Source organism: Micromonospora sp. L5 (genome assembly GCF_000177655.2).
GTDB classification, from domain to species: Bacteria; Actinomycetota; Actinomycetes; order Mycobacteriales; family Micromonosporaceae; genus Micromonospora; species Micromonospora aurantiaca.
In genome coordinates this window covers 5,478,086-5,498,355 of sequence record NC_014815.1, presented here as the reverse complement: position 1 = coordinate 5,498,355, position 20,270 = coordinate 5,478,086, and the positions used below count along the sequence as shown (strand labels likewise).

The following is a 20,270-nucleotide window of genomic DNA, read 5'->3' as shown; positions in this document are numbered from 1 at the left end:
CCTCGGAGCCATGGCATCTGACGCGCTCACACCGGCCCGGACCGCCCGTACCCACCGCGCCCGCCTGGCGCTGCCCCTGCTGCTGCTCGCCCTGCTCGCGCCGGCCGGGTGCGACTCCGGCGACGGGATCGTCGACGGCAGGTCGGCCGACACGGCGGCGGGCGAGGACGGCGGCGGCGTGGACGCGGGCGCGGTCGACGACGTCCGGCCGCCGTGCCCGTTCACCGCCGCCCAGGTCTCCGAGCTGGTCGACCGGAAGCTGCGCGACGAGGGCAACTGCTCGTTCGGCGACGGCATCGCCCAGCTGGCGGTCACCACCGCCTCCGCCACCGCCGGCAAGGCCACCTACGACTACCAGCACGACCAGGCCGGCCAGCAGTACGAGAAGGTCGTCGACCTGGACCGGGGCGAGCGGGGCTACCTCGCGGTCAAGGACGTCCGCGGCGAGGCGGTGCTGATTGACGGCAAGGGCACGTACACGGTGACCATCAGCAGCTTCGGCGGCGGTACCGCCGGCAACGAACAGATCCTCCGCCGCACGCTCGACGCGATCCCGGCCTGAGCGGGGCAGGCATGCGAACCCGCCGACTGATCGCGCTCGCGCTGGCCGCGATCCTGTTCACCGCGTCCGCCGGCTGCGGCGGCGACGAGCCGCCGGCCCCCGGCGGCGCTGCGCCCGGTGCGGGCGCTCCGGTCGCGGACCCGACCGGGGAGGCGCCGGCCGAGCCGAGCGCCGAACCGGTGGACGACGCCGCCCCGGAGGCGTGCGCGCTGGTGTCGAAGGCCGACGCGGAACGCCTCGCCGGCACGCCACTGGACGAACCGGTGGTGGCCGGGCAGTCGTGCACCTACACCGGGCCGGTGAGCGGGCCGACCGCCCAGGTCGAGGTGTTCGTGGGCGAGGGCGCCAAGAAGTACCTCGACATCGAGCGGCAGCTCGGGCACGAGATCCGTGAGCTGGCCGGTACGGCTGACGAGGCGCTGCTCACCGCCGAGGCGTTCTTCCTGCGCAGGGGCGAGCTGTGGGTCGCGGTGCGGCTGGTGCGGCTCAACGACCCGCAGGAGAACCGGGCGCCGCTGGAACGGCTCGCCCGTACCGTCGCCGGCCGGATGTGAGGCGGCCCGTGCGCGGCCGGCGGCTGCTCGCGGCCGGCCTGGTGGTGCTGCTCGCGCTGACCGGCTGCGGCGCGTTCGGGCCGGAGCCGGGCCCGGCCGGCGCGGGCGACGGCGAGCAGCCCCGGTACGGGCAGGCCCCGGCGCCGGGGAAGGACGTCACGCTGCAACCGGACGTGGTGCTGGTCGGCGGCGGCAGCCGCACCGTGAGGTCGGTGAGCCCGGACGGTCTGACCTGGCGGCTCGACCCGGGCGCCCGCGACGCCGACCGGCTCGCGCCCGGCCGGGTCATGTTCCTCACCGGACGCGGCGTGGGTCGGGTGCTCGACCTGGCCGAGGACGGCGGCGACCTGGTCGTCACGATCGGCCCGGTCACGCTCACCGAGGTGATCCGGGACGGCACGTTCGGCGGGGACGGCGTCATCCTCGACCGCCCTACCGTCTACGTGGCGGGTGAACCGTCGTGGACCCGGGAGGCCGCGGCGGCCGGCGGCACGCTGGGCCGGTCGCGTCCGCTCGCCGTCGCGTCCGCGCAGCCGCCACCCGCGCCGGGCGGGCAGGCGGGCGCCACCGCCCACGGCTACCGGGTGCAGACGTTCTGCTGCGCCGGTGGCGTCGGCACGCACTTCACGTACGACGACGGCGGGCTCCGGCTGGCCGGCACCGTGACGCTCACCGTCGGCCGCCCGGCCGCGTCGTTCCACCTGGCCGTCGGCGCCGGCCGGGTGAACCGGGCCGAGCTGGAGATCGGCGGCGGCTTCGGCGTCAAGGTGGACTTCACCGCCGGCATCGACGGCGGCCAGAACCACCGCCGCACGTTCCCGGTCCCGGTGGACATCGCGTTCCCGATCGGGCTGGTCGCCGGCCTGCCGCTGTCGTTCACGGTGAGCCAGACGCTGGAGGTGGCCACCGCGTTCGGCGCGCGCCGGGGCACGTTCCGCGGCGCCGGCGAGTACGCGCTGGCCGGCAAGCTCGGGTTCGGCTACGCCGACGGCCGGGTGGGCTCGCGCGTGACCGAGGGCTTCGCGCGCCGGGCCAGCCTGCTCGACTCGCTCACCGGCGTGCCGGTCGGCGTGATGGGCCTGGTCGTCCGGCACGGCGTGCGGTTCACCATGGGGATCAGCGCGTTCCTGTTCACCGCCGGGATCTGGTTCGAGCTGATCACCTCGTACGGCGCCACCATCGGTTCCGCGCTCGGCGCGCCGTACGCGCTGTGCCGGGGCGTCGGGCTCGGGGTGCGGGCGCGGTTCGGGATCGGCTACCGGATCCTGGAACCCGTCGTCCAGGTGATCAACAAGTTCCTCAGCCTGCTCAGCCCGTCCCGGGCGCCCCGGATACCGCCGATCGTGGCGTCGGGCGGGCCGAGCTGGAGCGCCGACGTCTACCGCAACCAGGAGGTGATCCCGCCCGTCTCGATATGCGGACAGCTTCCGGGCTAGGCCGCGCCGACGCTGGGTTAGCGGGCGCCGCTGTGCCACCATCCCGCCATGGACGCCGCACTGGTCGGCCGCGACGCGGTCGTCGAGCGGGTGTGGCGTGCCCTGACCTCCGGTACGCCGGTGCTGCTCGACGGCCCGAGCGGCATCGGCAAGACCGCGCTGTGGCGGGCAGTGGTCGCCCACGCCGGGCGGACCGGCTGGCGGGTGCTGTCCGCCGCGCCCACCGAGGCCGAGACCGCGCTGCCGTACGCGGCACTCGCCGACGTGCTCCGCCCGCTCGCGGACGCGCTGCCGGGGCTGCCCGCGCCGCAACGGGTCGCCGCCGACATGGTGCTGCTGACCGGCGAGTACGACGGCGCGGTGGACGAGCGGGCGGTGGGCGCGGCCACCCGTACGCTGCTCGACGCGGCGGTCACCGACGCGCCCCGGGTGCTGCTCGCCGTCGACGATCCGCAGTGGCTGGACCCGCCGAGCGCCCGGGCGCTGCGGTTCGCGCTGCGCCGGCTGACCCGGTGGCCCGCCGTCCTGGCCACCCACCGCGCCGGGGACAGCCCGCCGGTGCCGGTGCCGCTCGGGCTGGACGACGACCCGACCGGCCGGCATCCGCTGCTGCGTGCCGACGTACCCCCGCTCTCCCCGCCCGACCTGCACCGCGTCCTCGCCGCCCGGCTCGGCGGCACGCTCAGCCGTCCGCTCACCGACCGGCTGGCCCGCGACGCCGACGGCAACCCGCTGCTCGCGATCGAACTCGCGCGGGCGGTGCTGCGGCTGCCCCGCCCGCCCGCGCACGACGAGGATCTACCCGTACCGTCGTCGCTGCGCCTGCTGCTCGCCGAGACGCTGCGGGCGCTGCCCGGCCCGAGCCGGGACGCGGTGCGGCTGGCCGCGCTGCTGACCGTGCCGACGCTGCGGGACCTGGCGGCGGCGGGAGTGCCGGCCGGGGCGCTGGACACGGCCGAGGACGCCGGGCTGGTCGTGGTCACGGCGAGCCGGATCGACTTCGCGCACCCCCGGTACGCGGCGGCGGTGCGCGAGAGCATCCCGCCGGGCGCCCGGCGGCGGCTGCACGCGCTGCTCGCCGCCGCTGTCGCCGACCCGGACGAGCGGGCCCGGCACCTGTCCCGGTGCACCATCGCGCCGGACGCCGCCGTGGCCGCCGACCTGGCCGCCGCAGCGGCCCGGCAGCGTATGCGCGGCGCGTCAGCGCTCGCCGCCGACTGGTACGCCCGGGCGGCCGAGCTGACCCCGCCGTCCGTGACCGCCGACCGGAACCGGCGTCGCCTCGACGCGGTGCAGTGCCGCATCGACAGCGGCGACTACGCGGCGGCCGGGCGGGCCGCCGAGGCGGCGGCCGGCGAGCTGACCGGCACCGAGCGGGGCGAGGCGCTGCTGTTGCGCGCGCTCGTCGCGTGGTGCGCCGACGACCTGGTCACCGCCGTCCGGGTCGCCGAGCAGGCGCTCGCCGCCGCCGGGCCGGACGGCGACCTGGCCGGGCGGATCCACACCCACCTGACCATGTTCCACGACCAGCCGGAGCCGGCCCGCCGGCATGCGCGGGCCGCGATCGCCCGGCTGTCCGACCGCGACGAGCACCGCCCGCTGCTCACCGCCGCGCTGCTGCTGCTGTTCTTCCACGAGGTACGCGCCGGCGGCCCGGCGCCCACCGAGCTGCTGGACCGGGCACTGTCGCTGGAGGGCGGTGAGCCGTCCTTCCTGGCCGGTTCGGTGCCGGCGATCTGGTGGAAGTCGGTCGACGACCACGACCGGGCGCGGGCCCGGCTGCACGTGATGCTGGACCTGGCGGTGGCGCGCGGCGACGACCCGCTGCGGCACGAGGTGCTGACCCACCTCGGCGAGACGGAACTGCTGGCGGGGCGCTTCGCCGAGGCCGGTACGCACATCGCCGCCGCCCGCGACCTGGGTGAGCAGCTGGGCACCGGGCTGGTGGGCGAGAGCTGGCTGGCCGGTGTGCTCGACGCGCACCGGGGACGGCTGGCGCAGGCGGGCACCGCCGCCGCCGGGCTGCGCCGCGACGACGACCTCGGCGACGCCTGGAGCCGGCGGCTGCACCACCAGCTCACCGGGCTGGTGGCGCTGGCCTCCGGGGAGTGGGCCACCGCGGCGACGGCGTACGGCGCGCTCGCCGCCGACCTGGACGGGTCGGGCATCGCCGAACCCCTGGGTCAGCGCTTCGAGCCGGACTGGATCGAGGCGTGCGTGGGCGCCGGTGACCTGGACACCGCGCACGCCGCGCTGGACCGGCTGGCGCGGCGCCACAGCCGGCTGCCGCGCCCGTGGACGACGCTCGGGCTGGCCCGCAGCCGGGTGCTGCTGGCCGGGGCGACCGGGGCGGATCCGGGCGCGGCGCTGGACGCGCTGACGCAGGCCAGGGCGGCGGTGCCGGAGGCGGTGCTGCCGCTGGACCGGGCCCGCTGCCTGCTCGCCGCCGGCCGCACGTACCGGCGGGTGCGGCGGCGGCGGGAGGCGCGGGCGGCGCTCGACGCGGCGGTGGCCGAGTTCGACGCGCTCGGCGCGTCCGGGTTCGCCGACCGGGCGCGGGCGGAGCTGGGCCGCATCGGCGCCCGCACCCCGGCCCCGACGACGCTCACCGCGACCGAGGAGCGCGTCGCCCGGCTCGCCGCCCGAGGCCAGACCAACCGGCTCATCGCCGACGCGCTCTACATCAGCCCGAAGACTGTGGAGGCCAACCTGGCCCGGGTCTACCGCAAGCTGGGCATCGCCAGCCGCGCCGAGCTGGGCGCGGCGATGGGACGTCCGCCGGGCGACTGACCGTCAGGGCGCGGCGAGCGCGTCCAGGTGCGCGCCGAGCAGTTCCCGGGCGCGCCGGGGCGGCATCCGCTCGGGGTGCAGCAGCGCGTGCAGCGCGAGCCCGTCGAGCAGGGCGTGCAGCCCGGCGACCGCCTCGGGGTCGGCGGCCGGCTCCCCGGTGAGCAGGACGACCGCGAACTCGACGGCGCGGCGGATGCCCTCGTCGGCCTCGGTCATCCGGGCGCGCGCGGCCGGGTCGGTCCGGGTACGCGCGGCGAGCAGCAGCCACACCTCGGCCTCGCGGAGGCGCTGACGGTCCAGCGGCAGCAGTTGTTCCAGGATCCGCTGGGCGACCTCGCGCGGGCTGCCGGTGCGGTCCCCGGTGGTGATCCGCTCGGCCGCCTCGGCCTGCACGTGCTCCATGGCGAACACCAGCAGCTCGGTCTGGGTGGCGAAGTAGTGCCGCAGCGCGCTCGGTGACCAGCCCGCCTCGGCCGCGATGCTGCGGACGGTGGCGGCGCCGACGCCGTCGCGGTAGACGACCCGCCACATCGCCCGTGCCAGTTCGGCACGGCGCGCGTCGTGGTCGACGATCTTGGGCACGGGCCCCTCCGGAACCTTGTCGACGAGCGCTGTTACGGTTATCGCACAGCGTACTAAAAAAGGAGGGCACATGCTCGTGGCAGTGATCGTCGGATGCGAGGTGGCGTTCTGGGTGGTGCTGCTCGCCGGCCTGATCGCCCGGTACCCGCTGCGACGGCCCCGCCTCGGCGCCGCCCTGCTGATCGCCGTGCCGGTGGTCGACCTCGTGCTGCTGGCCGCCACGATGATCGACCTGCGCCGGGGCGCGACCGCCACGTTCGCCCACGGCCTCGCCGCCGCGTACCTCGGGTTCTCGGTGGCGTTCGGGCACAGCATGGTGCGCTGGGCCGACCAGCGGTTCGCACACCGGTTCGCCGGCGGCCCTCCCCCGAGCCGGGCCCCCCGGTACGGAATGGCGCGGGCCCGGCACGAGTGGCGGGAGTGGGGCAAGGGCATGATCGGCTGGGCGGTCGCCTGCGCCGTGCTGCTGGCCGGCATCGCCGTGGTGGGCGACAGCGAGCGCACCGCCGAGCTGCGGGCGTGGACCGGCCGGCTCAGCGTGGTGATGGCGGGCTGGCTGGTGTTCTGGCCGGTCGCGTACACCGTCTTCCCGAAGCGGGCGCCGCGCGACGCGTGAGGATCACCGACCGCGCCGGCGATCCGGCCTCAGAGCGGTCGATGCGCGTCGGTGACCCCCGGCCGTCCGGCGGCGGCCGGCTCACCGAGCCGATCGACGGCGATCGCGGCCAGCAAGAGCCCGGCCAGCGCCGCCAGCGCCAGCGGTGGCGGCAGCACCGTCCCGAGCGCGGCCAGCGGCAGTGCCGCCCCGGCGACGGCGAGCCGGGCCGGTCCGACCGGCTGCCCGGTCAGCCGGCGGAACAGCAGCCGCCCGGCCAGGTAGACGGCCGCGCCGCCGAACAGCGCCACCGCGGCGGAGCGGTCCAGCCGGGGCCCGGCCTCCGGGTCCGCGACGTGCTCCAGCACCTGTTCGATACCCAGCGCCAGGTAGATGACGCCGGCGACCAGCAGCAGATGGGTCTGGCTGTAGGCGTCCGCGGCGATCCGGTCCCGCTGCGCCGGCGACGCGGCGGCGAGCGCCCGGGCCGCCGCCGGGGACGTGCGGTGGAAGTACAGCCACCAGAGGCAGGCGGTCACCACGAACCCGACGAGCGCCACGGCGAGGACCGGCGGCTCGGTCACCGCCGAGGCCGCGCCCACCCCCGCGGCCACCACCGACTCCCCCAGCGAGATGATCAGTACCAGGCCGTACCGCTCGGCGAAGTGCGTCGGGCTGCGCAGCGGCCAGGCTCCCCGGCGGGCGTACGACAGCCGTTGACCGGCCACCTCGACGGCGAAGCCCAGCACCCACAGCACCGCGTGTGCGGCCCCGTCCAGCAGCGCGCCGAGCAGCAACGGCACCCAGCCCACGGCGCTGACGAGCGCGAAGAACCGGATCCGGGCGCGCAGCTCCGGGTCGTCCGCGGCGGCCCAGTGGAACAGCGTCAGGTGCACCACGCGCAGCACCACGTACGCCAGCACGACGATCAGCGGCCCGTCCAGCCCCGGACCCGGCGTCCACGCTTCCGGCATGGCGAGCGCGGCCAGGAACAACGCGGCCATCGCGATCAGGAACCCGCCGCGCACCACCCCGACGTCGGCGGGCGTGTGGTTGCCCAACCAGGCGTACGACAGCCACGCCACCCAGAGCAGCACGAGCAGGAGCATGCCCTGGGCCATCGTGGTCAGGGTCGGGTGCGGCTCGATCAGCGCCATGATCCGGGTGAGCGCGAAGACGAAGACCAGGTCGAAGAAGATCTCGAAGGGGGTGACCCGGCGCTGGTCCGGCCCCGGCCGGGGCGGGCGCAGCCGCCCTCGCACCCGTTCGCGTGCCACGTCCGCCGCCCTCCGCCGGTCCACCTCCTGCGCCGACGGTAGGCGGCCCCGGACGGGCGGTCGGGTGTTTCCCGCGATCACGCCCGGCGCGGTCTGCCGGACCGGTGCCCGCTGAGCGGCACGACGAGGCGGCGCGGCCGGGCTGTCAGGCAGGGCGGCGGCGGGCGGCTCAGCCGGCGTCGGCGTCCGGCCAGGCGGCGCGGACAAGCGCGGGCAGCACCTCGCCGGCCGGGCCGCGCAGGTTCACCGCGCAGATCGCGTCCAGCGGCGTCGGCACCGGGTTCACCTGCACCACGGGCGCGCCGAGACGGGCCGCCACGAGCGGGATCTCGGCGGCCGGGTGCACGAGCGCCGAGGTGCCCACCGTCAGCAGCAGGTCGCAGCCGGACGCCGCCTCGACCGCCGCGTCGAGCGCGGCCGACGGCAGCGCCTCGCCGAACCACACCACCCCGGGCCGCACGGGCGCGCCGCATCCGCCGCACGCGGGAGGTGTCAGCGGCCCGTCGTGCGGTTCCGGCATGCCGTCGGGCGCAGCCGCGTTGCCGGGTGGCGCGTCGTCCCCGGGTGCCGCCGCGTCCTCGGGGATCGACGCGGGCCGGGCGCAGGCCGAGCAGCGGGGTGCGAACAGGCTGCCGTGCAGGCGTACCGGGGCCGGCACACCGCCGCGCTCGTGCAGGTCGTCGACGTTCTGCGTGATCACCACGATGTCCGGCAGCCGGGCCGCGATCGCCGCCACCGCCCGGTGCCCCGGATTCGGGAGCGCCCGGCGCACCCCGTGCCGGCGTGCCTCGTACCAGCCCCAGACCAGCGCCGGGTCGGCCCGGAACGCGGCAGGGGTCGCCAGCTCCTGCGGGTCGTACCGCTGCCAGAGCCCGGTCTGGGCGTCCCGGAACGTCGGCACGCCGCTCTCGGCCGACATGCCGGCCCCGGTGAACACCACCGGCCGCCGGGCGGCGGCGAGCAGCCGGCCCGCCTCGGCCAGCTCCGGCCCGGTCACACGTCCACCGTCAGCCGCACGTCGACCCGGTCGCCCAGCTCGATGCCCTCGGCCCGGCGCGCCGCGACCCGCAGCGGCACCACGTACCGGCCGTCCTTGGGCCACAGCGACGTCCGCCAGCCGGTGTCACCGATGCGGACCGTCACCGGGATCATGCCCCAGCCGTAGGTGACCGACGCCGAGGCGGCCTCGATGGCCGCGCTCTGCTCGTCGGGCACTGTGACGAAGTGGTACGGCGCCGGGCCGCGCCAGAACCACACCTCGCCGCTGAACGCCAGCTCCATCCGGTCAGGATAGGGGCCGGGTCCGACGGAACCGGAGCAGCCGCAGCGCGGTCACCGTCACCCAGGCGAACAGCGGGAACACGGCGACGCGTTCCATGCCGCCCACGCCGATGCCGGCGTCCACCCGGGACAGGAACAGCACGGTGCCGGCCAGGCCGAGCAGGCCCAGGAGCGCGCTGACGGTCCGCAGCTCGCGCAGCAGCGGCGACCGGCCGAGCGCGGCGGCGAGCAGCGCCGCGTTGCCGAGCGCGAAGACCAGCAGCGCGCCGAGCACGTGCAGGTTCTCGTCCACGTCGGCCGGGTGGAGGCCGGCCAGCACGTACCCGGATCCGGCGGCCACTGCCGACGCGACGGTGACGGTCGCGGCGCGGCCCGGGCGCAGCGCCCGGTGTGCGAGCAGCGCGCCGAGCGCGAGCAGCAGCCCGGCGCCGACGAACACGGCGTTCATGAGCGGGTGCCACGGCGAGCAGACCGGACGCGGGCGGCTGCTGTCCCACACGCCGCAGGTCACGTTGCCGAGGTCGCTGATGTTGTGCTCGGCCCAGCTGAACCGGGGCTGCTCCCAGGCCAGGCCGACGACCACGTTGGCGACCAGGAACGACACGGCGGCGAGCAGCCAGCAGGCGCCCGCGAGGCGGTTTCTCATCCGCCGAGTGCACCGTCCCGGGGCATCCCGGCGCACGGGGCGTGGCGGGCCGGTTCGAGGTAGGGCCAGGCCTACCCGGAGAGCGGGGTCCAGCCGGCTGGGAAGCACGGCGTGGTCTGGCTAGCGTCACCGCATGACCGTTGATCACGGGCTGGCCGGCGCGTTGCGCCGCCGCCGCTACCTGCTGTCCGCGTGGCCGTGGCGGGCACTGGCGTACGCCGTCACGACGCTGCCCCTGGCCGGCGCGGCGGCGCTCGGCGCGGCGGTGGTCGCCGCGCCACTGCTGCTGGTGGCCGGCGCGCTGCGGCGGGGCCGCCCGGTCGACGCCCCGGCGCTGGCGGTGCTGGCCGTGCTGGCGCTCGCGGTGGTGGCGCTCGCCCCGCTGGCCGGCGCGCCGGTGGCTGCCGTCGAGCGGTGGCGCCTCGGCCTGGTCGACGACCGCCCGGTGACAGCACCGCGGTGGCGTGGGCTCGCCGCCCGCCTCACCACCGCCGCCGGGTGGCGGGAGGCCGCGTACCTGGCCGTGCTGGGTGTGGCGGTGCCGCTGGCGTACGGAACGGTCGGTCTGCTCGCGCTGCTGGACGCGGTGCTGATCGCCGGTCCGTGGCTGGCCGGCGGCGAGGACCGGATCGTGCTGGTCTGGGCCACAGTCGACTCCCCGGCCGAGGCGGTGCCGTACGCGCTCGCCGGTCTGCTGGCGGTCCCGGCGCTGGTCTACCTGGCCGGCCTGCTCGTAGCGGTCCAGGCGACGGTGGCCCGCCTGCTGCTCGACGACGCGCCCGCCGGTACGGCGCTGCGCGAGGTGACCCGGTCCCGGGCCCGCCTGGTGAGCGCCTACGAGGCGGAGCGCCGCCGCATCGAGCGGGACGTGCACGACGGCGTGCAGCCGCGCCTGACCAGCCTCACGCTCCAGCTCGGGCTGGCCCGCCTCGACGTGCCGGACGACTCCCCGGCGGCGGGGCCGCTCGCGGCGGCGCACGAGCAGGCCAAGGGGCTGATGGCGACGTTGCGCGGGATCGTCCACGGCATCCGTCCGGCGCAGCTCACCGAACTCGGCCTGGCCGCCGCCGTCGGTGACCTGGCCGCCCGGTCGGTCGTCCCGGTCGCCGTGCACGCCGACCTGACCCGCCCGGTGCCGGAGCTGGTGGAGACCACCGCCTGGTACGTGGTCTCGGAGATGCTCGGCAACGTGGCCCGGCACGCCGGGGCCACCCGGGCGCAGGTGCGGCTGATCCGCGACGAACGGCTGCTGGTGGTGGAGGTGTGCGACGACGGCCGGGGCGGCGCCGACCCGGCGCGCGGCACCGGCCTGACCGGGCTCGCGGACCGGGTGGCCGCGGTGGACGGGCGGCTGCTGCTGTCCAGCCCGCCCGGTGGGCCTACCCTCGTGCGGGTGGAGCTGCCGTGCCGTCCGTGATCCGGGTCGTCCTGGCCGAGGACGAGGTCCTGCTGCGGGAGGGCCTGGTGGGCCTGCTGACCCGGTTCGGCTTCGCGGTGGACGCCGCCGTGGGTTCCGCCCCGGAGCTGCTCGACGCGGTCCGCACGCACCGGCCCGATCTGCTGGTGACCGACATCCGGATGCCGCCGCAGCACCGCGACGACGGCCTGCGCGCTGCGGTCACGCTACGCGCCGAGCGCCCGGACCTGGCCGTGGTGGTGCTCAGCCAGCACGTGCAGAGCGGGTACGCGGCCGCGCTGCTCGACAGCGGCGACGGCAACCGGGTCGGCTACCTGCTCAAGGACCGGGTGGCAGACGTCGCCGAGTTCGCCGCGACGCTGCGCCGGGTGGCGGCCGGCGGCACCGCCGTCGACCCGGACGTGGTGCGGCACCTGCTGCGCCGCCCCCGCGACCCGCTCGGCGCGCTGTCCCCCCGGGAGCGGGAGGTGCTGGGGCTGGTCGCCGAGGGCCACTCCAACGCCGCGATCGCGGCCCGCCTGCACGTCACCGAGGCGGCGGTGGGCAAGCACGTGGGCAACATCCTGGCCAAGCTCGGCCTGCCGCCGGACGAGGACACCAACCGGCGGGTGCTGGCAGTGCTCGCCTGGCTGCGCGCGGCGCGCTGACCGGGCGTTACAGGCTCATCGGCCCGGGGTCGGTGGCCAGCGCCCGGAACCGCTCGCGCGGGTCGGACACGAGCCGCCGTGCGGTGAGGTCGAGCAGCCCGCCGACGCCGCTGACCGATGCGACGGGGGTGCCGTCGGCCCGGGTGAACTCCTGGCCGATCCGGAACGTCTTGCCCTCGCCCCAGTGGAACTCGCAGGTCACGTCGACCTCGTCGCCGCCGCGCAGCTCCCGCAGGTAGCGCACCGTCACCTCCAGCGCGACCGGCCCGACGCCGCCGGCGAGCAGCCGGTCCTGGCCGATGCCGGACGCGCGCAGGCACTCCCAGCGGGCGTGCTCGGCGTACTGGAGGTAGACCGCCTGGTTGAGGTGCCCCTGCGTGTCGAGTTCGTAGCCGCGCACGGTGACGCGTACCCGGAACGGATCTGCCATGCCGGCAGCCTAACCAGGGGCGCAGTGGCAATCCGCGTGCGGTCCGGGCCGCGCTGCCCTAGCCTGCCCGGCGTGACCCTGGAGATCGTGACACTGGCGCAGCGGCCCGAGCTGGCGCCGCTGCTGGACAACGACTTCGACGGCGCCTGGCCGCCGTTCATGCTCTGGGATCCGATGGGGGCGCTCTACTACGGCGTCGCGCACGAGCTGCACCCCGAGTTCGTCTTCGCCGCCGTCGACCCGGCCGAGCCGGGCCGGGCCGTGGCCCGCGGGTACGCGGTGCCGCTGCGCTGGACCGAGGACGAGCTGCCCGACGGCGGCTGGGACCGGGTGATCCAGCGGGCCACGCTCGGCCGGCTCACCGGGTCGACGCCGAACCTGGTGTCCGCGCTGGAGATCTGCGTGCGACCGGACCGGCGCGGCGGCGGGGTGTCCGGGCTGATGCTCGCGGCCATGCGCGCGGCGGTGGCCCGCGCCGGCTTCGACACGCTGGTGGCGCCGGTGCGCCCGAGCGGCAAGGCCGCCGTCCCGGACGTGCCGATGACCGAGTACGTGGCCCGGCACCGCCCGGACGGGCTGCCGGCCGACCCGTGGCTGCGGGTGCACGTCCGCGCGGGCGGGGTGATCGAGCGGATCGCGCCCCGCTCGATGACGGTGACCGGCACGCTCGCCGACTGGCGGCGCTGGACCGGGCTGCCGTTCGACACCTCCGGCCCGGTACGCGTGCCCGGAGCGCTGACGCCGGTGCTCGTCGACGCCGACCACGACCACGCCGCGTACGTCGAGCCGAACGTGTGGGTGCGGCACCGGCTCTGAGCGGGCCCGCGGGTCAGGCCGGCCAGGCGTGCCCGATCCCGTCGAGCAGCAGCACGACGCCCTCGGTGGCCGCCTCCCGGTCCCGGGAGATCTCCCGGTACTCCGGCGAGGTGGACCAGCGCTCGAAGTCCTCGCGGCTGTCGAAGGACAGGAGCACCGCCTTCTGGTGCGGCCATTCCCCCTCCACCACGCGGGGGGCGGTGTCGGCGGCGAGCAGCTTCCCGCCGTATCGGGCCAGCACCGGCGGGAAGGCCGCGGCGTACCTGTCGTAGCGCGCCCGGTCGTGGATGGTGAGCTGTGCGAGGGCGTAGACGGTCACCGGCTCAGGCTACCGACCGCCCGACGGCTGCGGCCTCGTCCGTCGGGCCGGATCCCGCACCTCGCGAGCCGGGTCGACTGTCCGGTGTGCTCTAGCCATTATGGCCCTGACCTGCGAATACTGATAGCAGGTCCGCGCGGCATGGGGGGAAAGAGGTGGGGCACGATGATCGAGCAGGAGACCCAGCCGGAGGCCATACCCGAGCCCCGGAACGCGCCGGAGGGCGGGCCGTCCCGGCCCGCCGCGTCGGTTCCCGGTGCGGTGTGGCAGGTCCGCGTACGGACCAAGCTCGACGACCTGTACCAGCAGCTCGCGGTGCTGTCCCCGCGCGACCCCGAGCGGGCCGAGGCGCTGCGCGCGCAGCTGTCCCGGGTGGAGGTGGTGCTCGGACGCAGCGGCGTGGTCGAGTGGTTGCGCGGCGGCAACCTGGAGTACGCGTGGCAGACGATCCACTCGGTGGAGCGGGCCATGGTGGCGCTGCGCTCCGCGGACGAGCTGACCGGGCTGCTGCCCGCGTACCGCAGCGCGGCGGCGCAGGTGCTGCCCGCCGACGACAAGGTGCTCACCGACCTCGACCCGTCGGCCGGCGCCCCGTCCGAGGCGCTGCTGCGCGCCCGGGTGCAGGCGCTGCTGCTGCGCTACCACTCGGCGTCCGACGAGTTCCACGAGTCGGCGCGCCGGCTGCGCAACCGGATGCTGGGCCTGTCGGTGTTCGCGCTGCTGGCGGAGGTCCTGGTGGTGCTGGTGCAGTGGCTCAGCCACGACGTCCGGCTGCTGGAGGCGCCGACCGATGCCGGTGGCGTACCGGCCTGGCGGCTGCTGTTCTTCGTGCTGATCGCCGGGGCCCTCGGGGCGTTCCTCAGCGCGCTGCCGTCGATGATCACCTCCCGGTCCGGCGGGCTGCCCTACAAGCTGCCGTTCCAGCAGGGGCTGCTCAAGCTCGCCGTCGGCCCGCTGGTCGCGGTCGTCGGCATCATGCTGGTCATCGGCGGCCTGGTGGAGACCAGCGTGAGCAGCACCGCCGCGCTGCTGGGCCTGGCGATCGTGTTCGGTGCCGGGCAGCAGGCGGTCACCGCGTTCGCCGACCGGCGGGCGGCCGAGCTGCTCGGCCCGGCGGCCAAGAGCTGATGCCGCGCGGGTGGCCGCCGGCCCTGGGTAGCCTGATCCCATGATCTTCATTACCGCCAAGTTCCGGGTCCGCCCGGAGGACGCCGACCGCTGGCCGCAGATCGCCGCCGACTTCACCGCCGCGACCCGGGCCGAGCCCGGCTGCCTGTGGTTCGACTGGTCCCGCAGCCTGGACGACCCGACCGAGTACGTGCTGGTCGAGGCGTTCCGCGACGACGAGGCGGGCGCCGCGCACGTGCAGTCGGAGCACTTCCGGACCGCCCAGCGCACGTTGCCGCCGCACCTGGCCGAGACGCCCCGGATCGTCAACGTGACGGTGCCGCAGCAGGACTGGTCGCGCCTGGGCGAGATGGCGGTGCCGGGCGACGCCTGACCGGGTGACCGGTCCGGCGCGGGCGGCGGTCGTGCCGCCCGCGCGGCCGGTCAGGGGATGGTCAGGCCGTACGCGGCGAGGATCTCCAGGATCGGCTGGTAGTAGCTGGTGCCGCCGCTCGTGCAGTTGCCGCTGCCGCCGGACAGGACGCCGATGACGGTGCCGGTCGCCGCCACGTAGAGCGGGCCGCCGCTGTCGCCCGGTTCGGCGCAGATGTTCGTGCGGATGAGCCCGGTGACGCTGCCCTCGGCGTAGTTGACAGTCGCGTTCAGCCCGGTGACGGTGCCGCACCGCACGCCCGTGGTGGCGCCGCTGCGGCAGACCGCCTGCCCGACGTACGCGCTGCCCGCGGCGGTGACGGTGACCTGCCCCGGGTAGGTGTGGATCGCGCTCGGGTGGGCGACGGTGCCGGTGTAGCGGACGACGCCGTAGTCGTTGCCGGGGAAGCTGCTGCCGGTCCGGCTGCCCAGCACCGTGGTGCGGGCGCTGTCGGCGTACCAGGTGGCGGCGAGGCGGGTGCAGTGCCCGGCGGTCACGAAGTACCAGGTGGCGCCGCTGCGCACGTTCGCGCCCAGTGAGCAGCGCCCGCCGCCGCCGTGGATCGCCTGACCGCCGGCGATGAGCGTGCGCAGCCGCCCGGGTTCGTGGCGCAGCACCGCGCCGGCCCGGTCGGCGGTCCGGCGCAACGCGGCCAGCTCGCGCCCGCGTACCGTGTCGTCGGCGGTGACTGTCAGCCGGCCGGTGGCCGGGTCGTGCCCCCAGGCGGTGCCGGGCGTGCGGATCGCGGCGAGCGCGGCGGGCTCGGGCGGCGGTGCGGCGGCGCCGGCCCGGGCGACCGCCGGGGTGCCGGCGAGCAGGGCGGCGAGGACGAGTACGACGAGCGCGGGTCGGCGCATCCCCCAGGACCTCCTCCATCGTCTACGGTCGATTCGTCAAGCATCGGCCCGGCGACGCGATCGACTCAACCGGCAGAACCGGCGCTCCCCGAAACTTCCGGAGCCGCGCCGGGCGGTACGCGCGTGCCCGCTGCCACCCCCGCCCGGGATTCCGCCCGTTCGCCCGGTGCCGCGTGCCCCGATGTCGACGTATCGAGGTGATTAAGTTTTCGGAACGCTTCCGGTAGGCTCCGGACAGAGATTCGCTTCGATCCACTCACGATGTGCCGGGGAGTCACTCCCCCACCTGGCGCGGCCACCGGGCGGCCGCGCGGAGCCGACATCGTGGCGGGCGGTGGCCGAGGCGAGCCGATCCCATTGACAGGCTAGAGAGGCGTTCAGATGGACAAGGTGCTCGCCCGCGGCAGCGGGAGCGCGGCAGCCCGGTCACGCCCGCGGACCGCTGTGGTCGCGATGGTGGCGGGGGCCGCGGTGGTCGCCGCCACGATAGCGGCGGCGACCAGCGCCAGCGCCGGTACGACGCTCGGCGCGTCGGCGGCGGAGCAGGGCCGGTACTTCGGCACGGCGGTGGCGGTGAACAAGTTGTCCGACAGCACGTATGTCGGCATCCTGAACCGCGAGTTCAACATGGTCACCGCCGAGAACGAGATGAAGTGGGACGCCACCGAGCCGTCCCAGAACCAGTTCAACTTCAGCAGCGGCGACCGGCTCGTCGCGCACGCCCAGGCCAACGGCATGCGGGTACGCGGACACGCGCTGGCCTGGCACTCGCAGCAGCCCGGCTGGGCGCAGAACATGTCCGGCAGCGCGCTGCGCCAGGCGATGATCAACCACGTCACCCAGGTCGCCACCCACTACCGGGGCAAGATCCACTCCTGGGACGTGGTGAACGAGGCGTTCGACGACGGCAACAGCGGCGCCCGCCGCAACTCCAACCTGGAGCGCACCGGAAGCGACTGGATCGAGGCCGCGTTCCGTGCCGCCCGCGCCGCCGATCCGGGCGCCAAGCTCTGCTACAACGACTACAACACCGACAACTGGTCGTGGGCCAAGACCCAGGCGGTCTACAACATGGTGCGGGACTTCAAGTCCCGGGGCGTGCCGATCGACTGCGTCGGTCTCCAGTCGCACTTCAACAGCGGGTCGCCGTACCCGAGCAACTACCGCACCACGCTGCAGAACTTCGCCGCGCTCGGCGTCGACGTGCAGATCACCGAGCTGGACATCGAGGGTTCGGGCAGCAGCCAGGCCACCACGTACGGCAACGTGACCCGGGACTGCCTGGCCGTGCCGCGCTGCAACGGCATCACGGTCTGGGGCATCCGGGACACCGACTCCTGGCGGGCCAGCGGCACCCCGCTGCTGTTCGACGGCAGCGGCAACAAGAAGCAGGCGTACACCGCCGTGCTGAACGCGCTCAACGAGGGCGGCACCCCGCCGCCCACCACCGCGCCGCCGACCAGCACGCCGCCCACCTCGGCGCCGCCCACCAGCACGCCGCCGACCAGCGCGCCGCCCACGACTCCCCCGCCGACCGGCGCCTGCACCGCCACGCTCACCGTCAACCAGTGGCCGGGCGGCTTCGTCACCAACGTCCGCATCACCGCGGGCTCCTCCGGACTCAACGGCTGGGCCGTGTCGCTGACAGTGCCCTCGGGCTCGGCGATCACGAACACCTGGAGCGCCCAGGCCAGCGGCACCAGCGGTGCGGTGACCTTCCGCAACGTGGACTACAACCGCCAGGTCGGTGCCGGTGGCACCACCGAGTTCGGCTTCCAGGGCACGGGTACCGCGCCCTCCGGCACGCCGGCCTGCGCGGCCGGCTGACAGTCGACGTGACCCGGCACGGGGCCACCGTGCCGGGTCGCGTCCCGGGCGGGCAGCGGCCCGCGACCGTACAGTGGGGTAGGTCCTGTTCCACCGTTTCGCCGGAAGGACCACAGTGAACCGACGCATCAGGACCGCCCTCGGCGTCGCCCTGACCGCCGCCCTCGTCACCACCGCCGTCCCGGCCCCCGCCACCGCCCACGACCGCCGCCCGAGCGTCATCGCGCTGCCCGACGGCTTCCAGCCGGAGGGCGTCGCCGCCGCCGGCCGGTACGCCTGGTTCGGGTCGCGGGCCACCGGCGAGATCTACCGCGCCGACCTCATCACCGGAGCGGGCCGGCAGGTCAGCCCCGCCACCGGCACCCCCTCGCTCGGCCTGAAGGTCGACCCGCGGGGCCGGCTCTTCGTCGCCGGCGGCACCGCCGGTGACGCCCGGGTGATCGACACGCGCACCGGCGCCGTGCTCGCGAGCTACCGGTTCGCCGACGCGCCGACGTTCGTCAACGACGTGGCGCTCACCCGCGACGCCGCCTGGTTCACCGACTCGAACCGGCCGGTGCTGTACCGCCTGCCGCTGGGGCGCGGTGGCACGCTGCCGCCCGCCGGCGCCTTCACCACGCTGCCGCTGACCGGCGACTTCCAGCAGACCGGCACCGGCATCAACCTCAACGGCATCGCGCCCACGCCGGACGGGCGGGCGCTGATCGTCGTGCAGTCGAACACCGGCACGCTGTTCCGGGTGGACCCGGCCACCGGCGTCACCACCACCGTCGACGTGCCGGGGAGCACGTTCGTCAACGGCGACGGCCTGCTGCTGCTCGGCCGCACGCTGTACGTGGTGCAGAACCGGCTCAACCAGGTCGCCGCGGTCGAGCTGAACCGCGCCGGCACCACCGGTGTGCTACGCCGGGTGCTCACCGATCCGGACTTCGACGTGCCGACCACCGTCGCCAGCGCCCTCGGGCGGCTCTACCTGCCCAACGCCCGGTTCTCCACCCCGCCGACGCCGGCCACCCCGTACACGGCTGTCGCCGTCGACGCACGCTGAGCGGGCCGCCGCCTGCGCCGGACGTCCGGCGCGGGCGGCGTCGCTCACTCCTCCATCTCCGGGCCGAGCAGCCGGATCTCCTCGATGTCGATGGCCGCTTGGAGCTGCCGCAGCACCGCGTCGTCGATCTGCCTGGTGTTGCGCAGCCGGGTGATCTCCTGCCGCTTGTGGTCGAGCACCCGAAGCCGCAGCCGGCGGGCCATCTCCCGCTCCGCCTCCGCGTCCTCGCCACCCGGGTCGCGGGCGTCGGCCAGGTGGTCCTCGTAGTCGGCGCGCAGCCGGTCCACGGTGTCCTGGGTGGCGCCCACGTCGCTGGCGGCCCGGGGCAGCGCCTCCAGTGCCGCCTCGGTGGCCCGGATCCGGGCCCAGCGCACCTCCTCGTCGCGTTCCCGGTCGCCGGTCAGGCCGGCCCAGCTCACGACCGCGGGAAGCGTGGTGCCCTGCACCAGCATGATCAGCACGATCACCACGACGGTGACGAAGATGATCAGGTCACGTTCGCGTACCGGGCTCCCGTCGTGCATGGTGACCGGCACGGCGAGCGCCGCGGCGAGCGAGACGGCGCCCCGGAAGCCGGCCCAGCCCACGGCGGTACGCATCCGGCCGTCGAAGTGCCGTGCCCGGCTCGACTCCCGCCGGTCCACCCGTTGCAGCGCCGACACCGACAGGTGCACCCAGAGCAGGCGGATCGCCACCACGACCGCTGCGACGAGCACCGCGATGCCGAGCGACGCGGTCGGCGAGTGGCTGGTGATGCTGCGCAGCGAGCGCGGCACCTGCGTGCCGAGCAGCACGAACAGCCCACCGTTGATCATGAAGGTGGAGAGGTCCCAGAACGCGAACGCGGTGACCCGGGAACGGGCCCGGATGACCCGGGGCGCGGCGTACGACAGCAGCAGCCCGGACACGACCACCGCGAGCACCCCGCTGGCGTGCACCGCGTCGGCGAGCAGGAACGCGACGAACGGGGTGAGGATGCTCAGCCCGCCCTCGCGCATCGGGTCGTCCACGTGCTTGCGGATCAGCACCACGACCGCCCCGACGAGCAGGCCCGCGGCCACCCCGCCGGCCGACTTGCCGACGAACTCGCCGCTGAGCGTCAGCGCACCGGGCACCGTACCGCCCGCGACCACGCCCGCCGCCACCGCGAACAGCACGAGCGCCGTACCGTCGTTGACCAGGCTCTCCGCGCGCAGCGTGGTGAGGATGCCGCGCGGCATCCGTTTGGCCAGGCCGGCCACGGCGGCGGCGTCGGTCGGCGCCAGGACGGCCCCGAGCACCCACGCGGCGGCCGGCTGCACGCCGAGGGCCTGCGCGGTGTACGCGACGGCGACCATCGTGACGATCACCAGCACGACGGCGAGCCCGACGATCACCGTGAGGTTGGCCCGGATCTCGCGGAGGCTGATGACCAGACTCTCCCGGTAGAGGATCGCCGGAAGGAACAGCACCAGCACGACCTCGGGTTCGAGGATCAGGTTCTCGAACGGCGGCAGCAGGCCGATCAGCGCGCCCATCGCGATCAGCAGGACCGGCGGCGCGACGCTGTAGCGACCGCCGATGGTGGTGCCGACGAGCACGGTGGCACCCAGCACCGTGATCAGCACGAGTGCTTCCACGCCGTACCCCCGTCACCGTCCGCCGGG

21 protein-coding genes are annotated in these 20,270 nt (G+C 75.5%); 12 read left to right on the top strand and 9 right to left on the bottom strand.

Annotation, left to right across the window (positions count from 1 at the left end):
- The first annotated feature begins 10 nt into the window (after positions 1-10).
- The 4 genes from ML5_RS25255 to ML5_RS25240 are packed head-to-tail and all read left to right on the top strand — an operon-like array spanning position 11 to position 5,342.
- Positions 11-562 (top strand): hypothetical protein, encoded by a 552-nt coding sequence (locus ML5_RS25255; RefSeq protein ID WP_013476686.1) that lies wholly within the window; start codon positions 11-13, stop codon positions 560-562.
- Positions 563-573: 11 nt separating this feature from the next.
- Positions 574-1,116 carry a hypothetical protein gene (locus ML5_RS25250; RefSeq protein WP_013476685.1) on the top strand — a complete coding sequence of 181 codons (543 nt, stop codon included), beginning with the start codon at positions 574-576 and terminating at the stop codon, positions 1,114-1,116.
- Positions 1,113-2,552, top strand: a complete 1,440-nt coding sequence (locus ML5_RS25245; RefSeq protein ID WP_236619288.1) for a hypothetical protein — start codon at positions 1,113-1,115, stop codon at positions 2,550-2,552. Before ML5_RS25250 ends, ML5_RS25245 begins: the two co-directional genes overlap by 4 nt.
- A gap of 48 nt (positions 2,553-2,600) precedes the next feature.
- Positions 2,601-5,342, top strand: coding sequence for an AAA family ATPase (locus ML5_RS25240; protein WP_013476683.1), 2,742 nt, complete (start codon positions 2,601-2,603; stop codon positions 5,340-5,342).
- 3 nt (positions 5,343-5,345) lie between these two features.
- On the opposite strand, the gene ML5_RS25235 is transcribed toward ML5_RS25240, so the two are convergent.
- Positions 5,346-5,924 (bottom strand): TetR/AcrR family transcriptional regulator, encoded by a 579-nt coding sequence (locus ML5_RS25235; RefSeq protein ID WP_013476682.1) that lies wholly within the window; start codon positions 5,922-5,924, stop codon positions 5,346-5,348.
- Between the two features lie 70 nt (positions 5,925-5,994).
- On the opposite strand from ML5_RS25235, the gene ML5_RS25230 reads away from it, so the two are divergent.
- The gene (locus ML5_RS25230) at positions 5,995-6,540 is read left to right on the top strand and encodes a hypothetical protein (RefSeq protein WP_013476681.1); all 546 of its coding nucleotides are present in this window, start codon (positions 5,995-5,997) and stop codon (positions 6,538-6,540) included.
- Between the two features lie 29 nt (positions 6,541-6,569).
- Here ML5_RS25230 and ML5_RS25225 read toward each other — a convergent pair whose 3' ends face one another.
- From ML5_RS25225 to ML5_RS25210, 4 genes are all read right to left on the bottom strand, one after another.
- Positions 6,570-7,796, bottom strand: coding sequence for a low temperature requirement protein A (locus ML5_RS25225; RefSeq protein ID WP_013476680.1), 1,227 nt, complete (start codon positions 7,794-7,796; stop codon positions 6,570-6,572).
- A gap of 169 nt (positions 7,797-7,965) precedes the next feature.
- Positions 7,966-8,793, bottom strand: a complete 828-nt coding sequence (locus ML5_RS25220) for an NAD-dependent protein deacylase (protein WP_013476679.1) — start codon at positions 8,791-8,793, stop codon at positions 7,966-7,968.
- Positions 8,790-9,077, bottom strand: coding sequence for a DUF1905 domain-containing protein (locus tag ML5_RS25215; RefSeq protein ID WP_013476678.1), 288 nt, complete (start codon positions 9,075-9,077; stop codon positions 8,790-8,792). The genes ML5_RS25220 and ML5_RS25215 overlap by 4 nt, the downstream gene beginning before the upstream one ends.
- 4 nt (positions 9,078-9,081) lie before the next feature.
- A complete protein-coding gene (locus ML5_RS25210) occupies positions 9,082-9,723 on the bottom strand; it encodes a DUF998 domain-containing protein (RefSeq protein ID WP_013476677.1) in 642 nt (213 codons plus the stop codon).
- 133 nt (positions 9,724-9,856) lie between these two features.
- Between ML5_RS25210 and ML5_RS25205 the strand changes: the two genes are divergently transcribed.
- Both ML5_RS25205 and ML5_RS25200 read left to right on the top strand, forming a co-directional pair.
- Positions 9,857-11,140, top strand: a complete 1,284-nt coding sequence (locus ML5_RS25205; protein ID WP_013476676.1) for a histidine kinase — start codon at positions 9,857-9,859, stop codon at positions 11,138-11,140.
- Positions 11,128-11,787, top strand: a complete 660-nt coding sequence (locus ML5_RS25200; RefSeq protein WP_013476675.1) for a response regulator transcription factor — start codon at positions 11,128-11,130, stop codon at positions 11,785-11,787. Before ML5_RS25205 ends, ML5_RS25200 begins: the two co-directional genes overlap by 13 nt.
- A 7-nt stretch (positions 11,788-11,794) precedes the next feature.
- On the opposite strand, the gene ML5_RS25195 is transcribed toward ML5_RS25200, so the two are convergent.
- Positions 11,795-12,217 (bottom strand): thioesterase family protein, encoded by a 423-nt coding sequence (locus ML5_RS25195; RefSeq protein WP_013286483.1) that lies wholly within the window; start codon positions 12,215-12,217, stop codon positions 11,795-11,797.
- Positions 12,218-12,289: 72 nt separating this feature from the next.
- Here ML5_RS25195 and ML5_RS25190 point away from each other — a divergent pair, with 72 nt between their 5' ends.
- A complete protein-coding gene (locus ML5_RS25190; protein WP_041784271.1) occupies positions 12,290-13,033 on the top strand; it encodes a hypothetical protein in 744 nt (247 codons plus the stop codon).
- A 13-nt stretch (positions 13,034-13,046) separates the two neighbouring features.
- Here ML5_RS25190 and ML5_RS25185 read toward each other — a convergent pair whose 3' ends face one another.
- Complete coding sequence (locus ML5_RS25185; RefSeq protein WP_013286485.1) at positions 13,047-13,352, bottom strand: DUF1330 domain-containing protein; 306 nt, start codon at positions 13,350-13,352, stop codon at positions 13,047-13,049.
- 165 nt (positions 13,353-13,517) lie between these two features.
- On the opposite strand from ML5_RS25185, the gene ML5_RS25180 reads away from it, so the two are divergent.
- Together ML5_RS25180 and ML5_RS25175 are read left to right on the top strand one after the other, a co-directional pair.
- The gene (locus ML5_RS25180) at positions 13,518-14,480 is read left to right on the top strand and encodes a hypothetical protein (protein ID WP_013286486.1); all 963 of its coding nucleotides are present in this window, start codon (positions 13,518-13,520) and stop codon (positions 14,478-14,480) included.
- Between the two features lie 40 nt (positions 14,481-14,520).
- The gene (locus ML5_RS25175) at positions 14,521-14,853 is read left to right on the top strand and encodes a putative quinol monooxygenase (RefSeq protein WP_013476672.1); all 333 of its coding nucleotides are present in this window, start codon (positions 14,521-14,523) and stop codon (positions 14,851-14,853) included.
- Between the two features lie 50 nt (positions 14,854-14,903).
- Here ML5_RS25175 and ML5_RS25170 read toward each other — a convergent pair whose 3' ends face one another.
- Positions 14,904-15,749: a S1 family peptidase gene (locus ML5_RS25170; RefSeq protein WP_013476671.1), complete on the bottom strand. Its 846-nt coding sequence runs from the start codon at positions 15,747-15,749 to the stop codon at positions 14,904-14,906.
- Between the two features lie 381 nt (positions 15,750-16,130).
- On the opposite strand from ML5_RS25170, the gene ML5_RS25165 reads away from it, so the two are divergent.
- Together ML5_RS25165 and ML5_RS25160 are read left to right on the top strand one after the other, a co-directional pair.
- The gene (locus tag ML5_RS25165) at positions 16,131-17,576 is read left to right on the top strand and encodes an endo-1,4-beta-xylanase (protein ID WP_013476670.1); all 1,446 of its coding nucleotides are present in this window, start codon (positions 16,131-16,133) and stop codon (positions 17,574-17,576) included.
- 115 nt (positions 17,577-17,691) lie between these two features.
- Positions 17,692-18,624 carry a hypothetical protein gene (locus ML5_RS25160; protein WP_013476669.1) on the top strand — a complete coding sequence of 311 codons (933 nt, stop codon included), beginning with the start codon at positions 17,692-17,694 and terminating at the stop codon, positions 18,622-18,624.
- Positions 18,625-18,668: 44 nt separating this feature from the next.
- Here the strand turns inward: ML5_RS25160 and ML5_RS25155 are convergent, their stop codons facing one another.
- Positions 18,669-20,243, bottom strand: a complete 1,575-nt coding sequence (locus tag ML5_RS25155; RefSeq protein ID WP_030273226.1) for a Na+/H+ antiporter — start codon at positions 20,241-20,243, stop codon at positions 18,669-18,671.
- Positions 20,244-20,270: the final 27 nt, after the last annotated feature.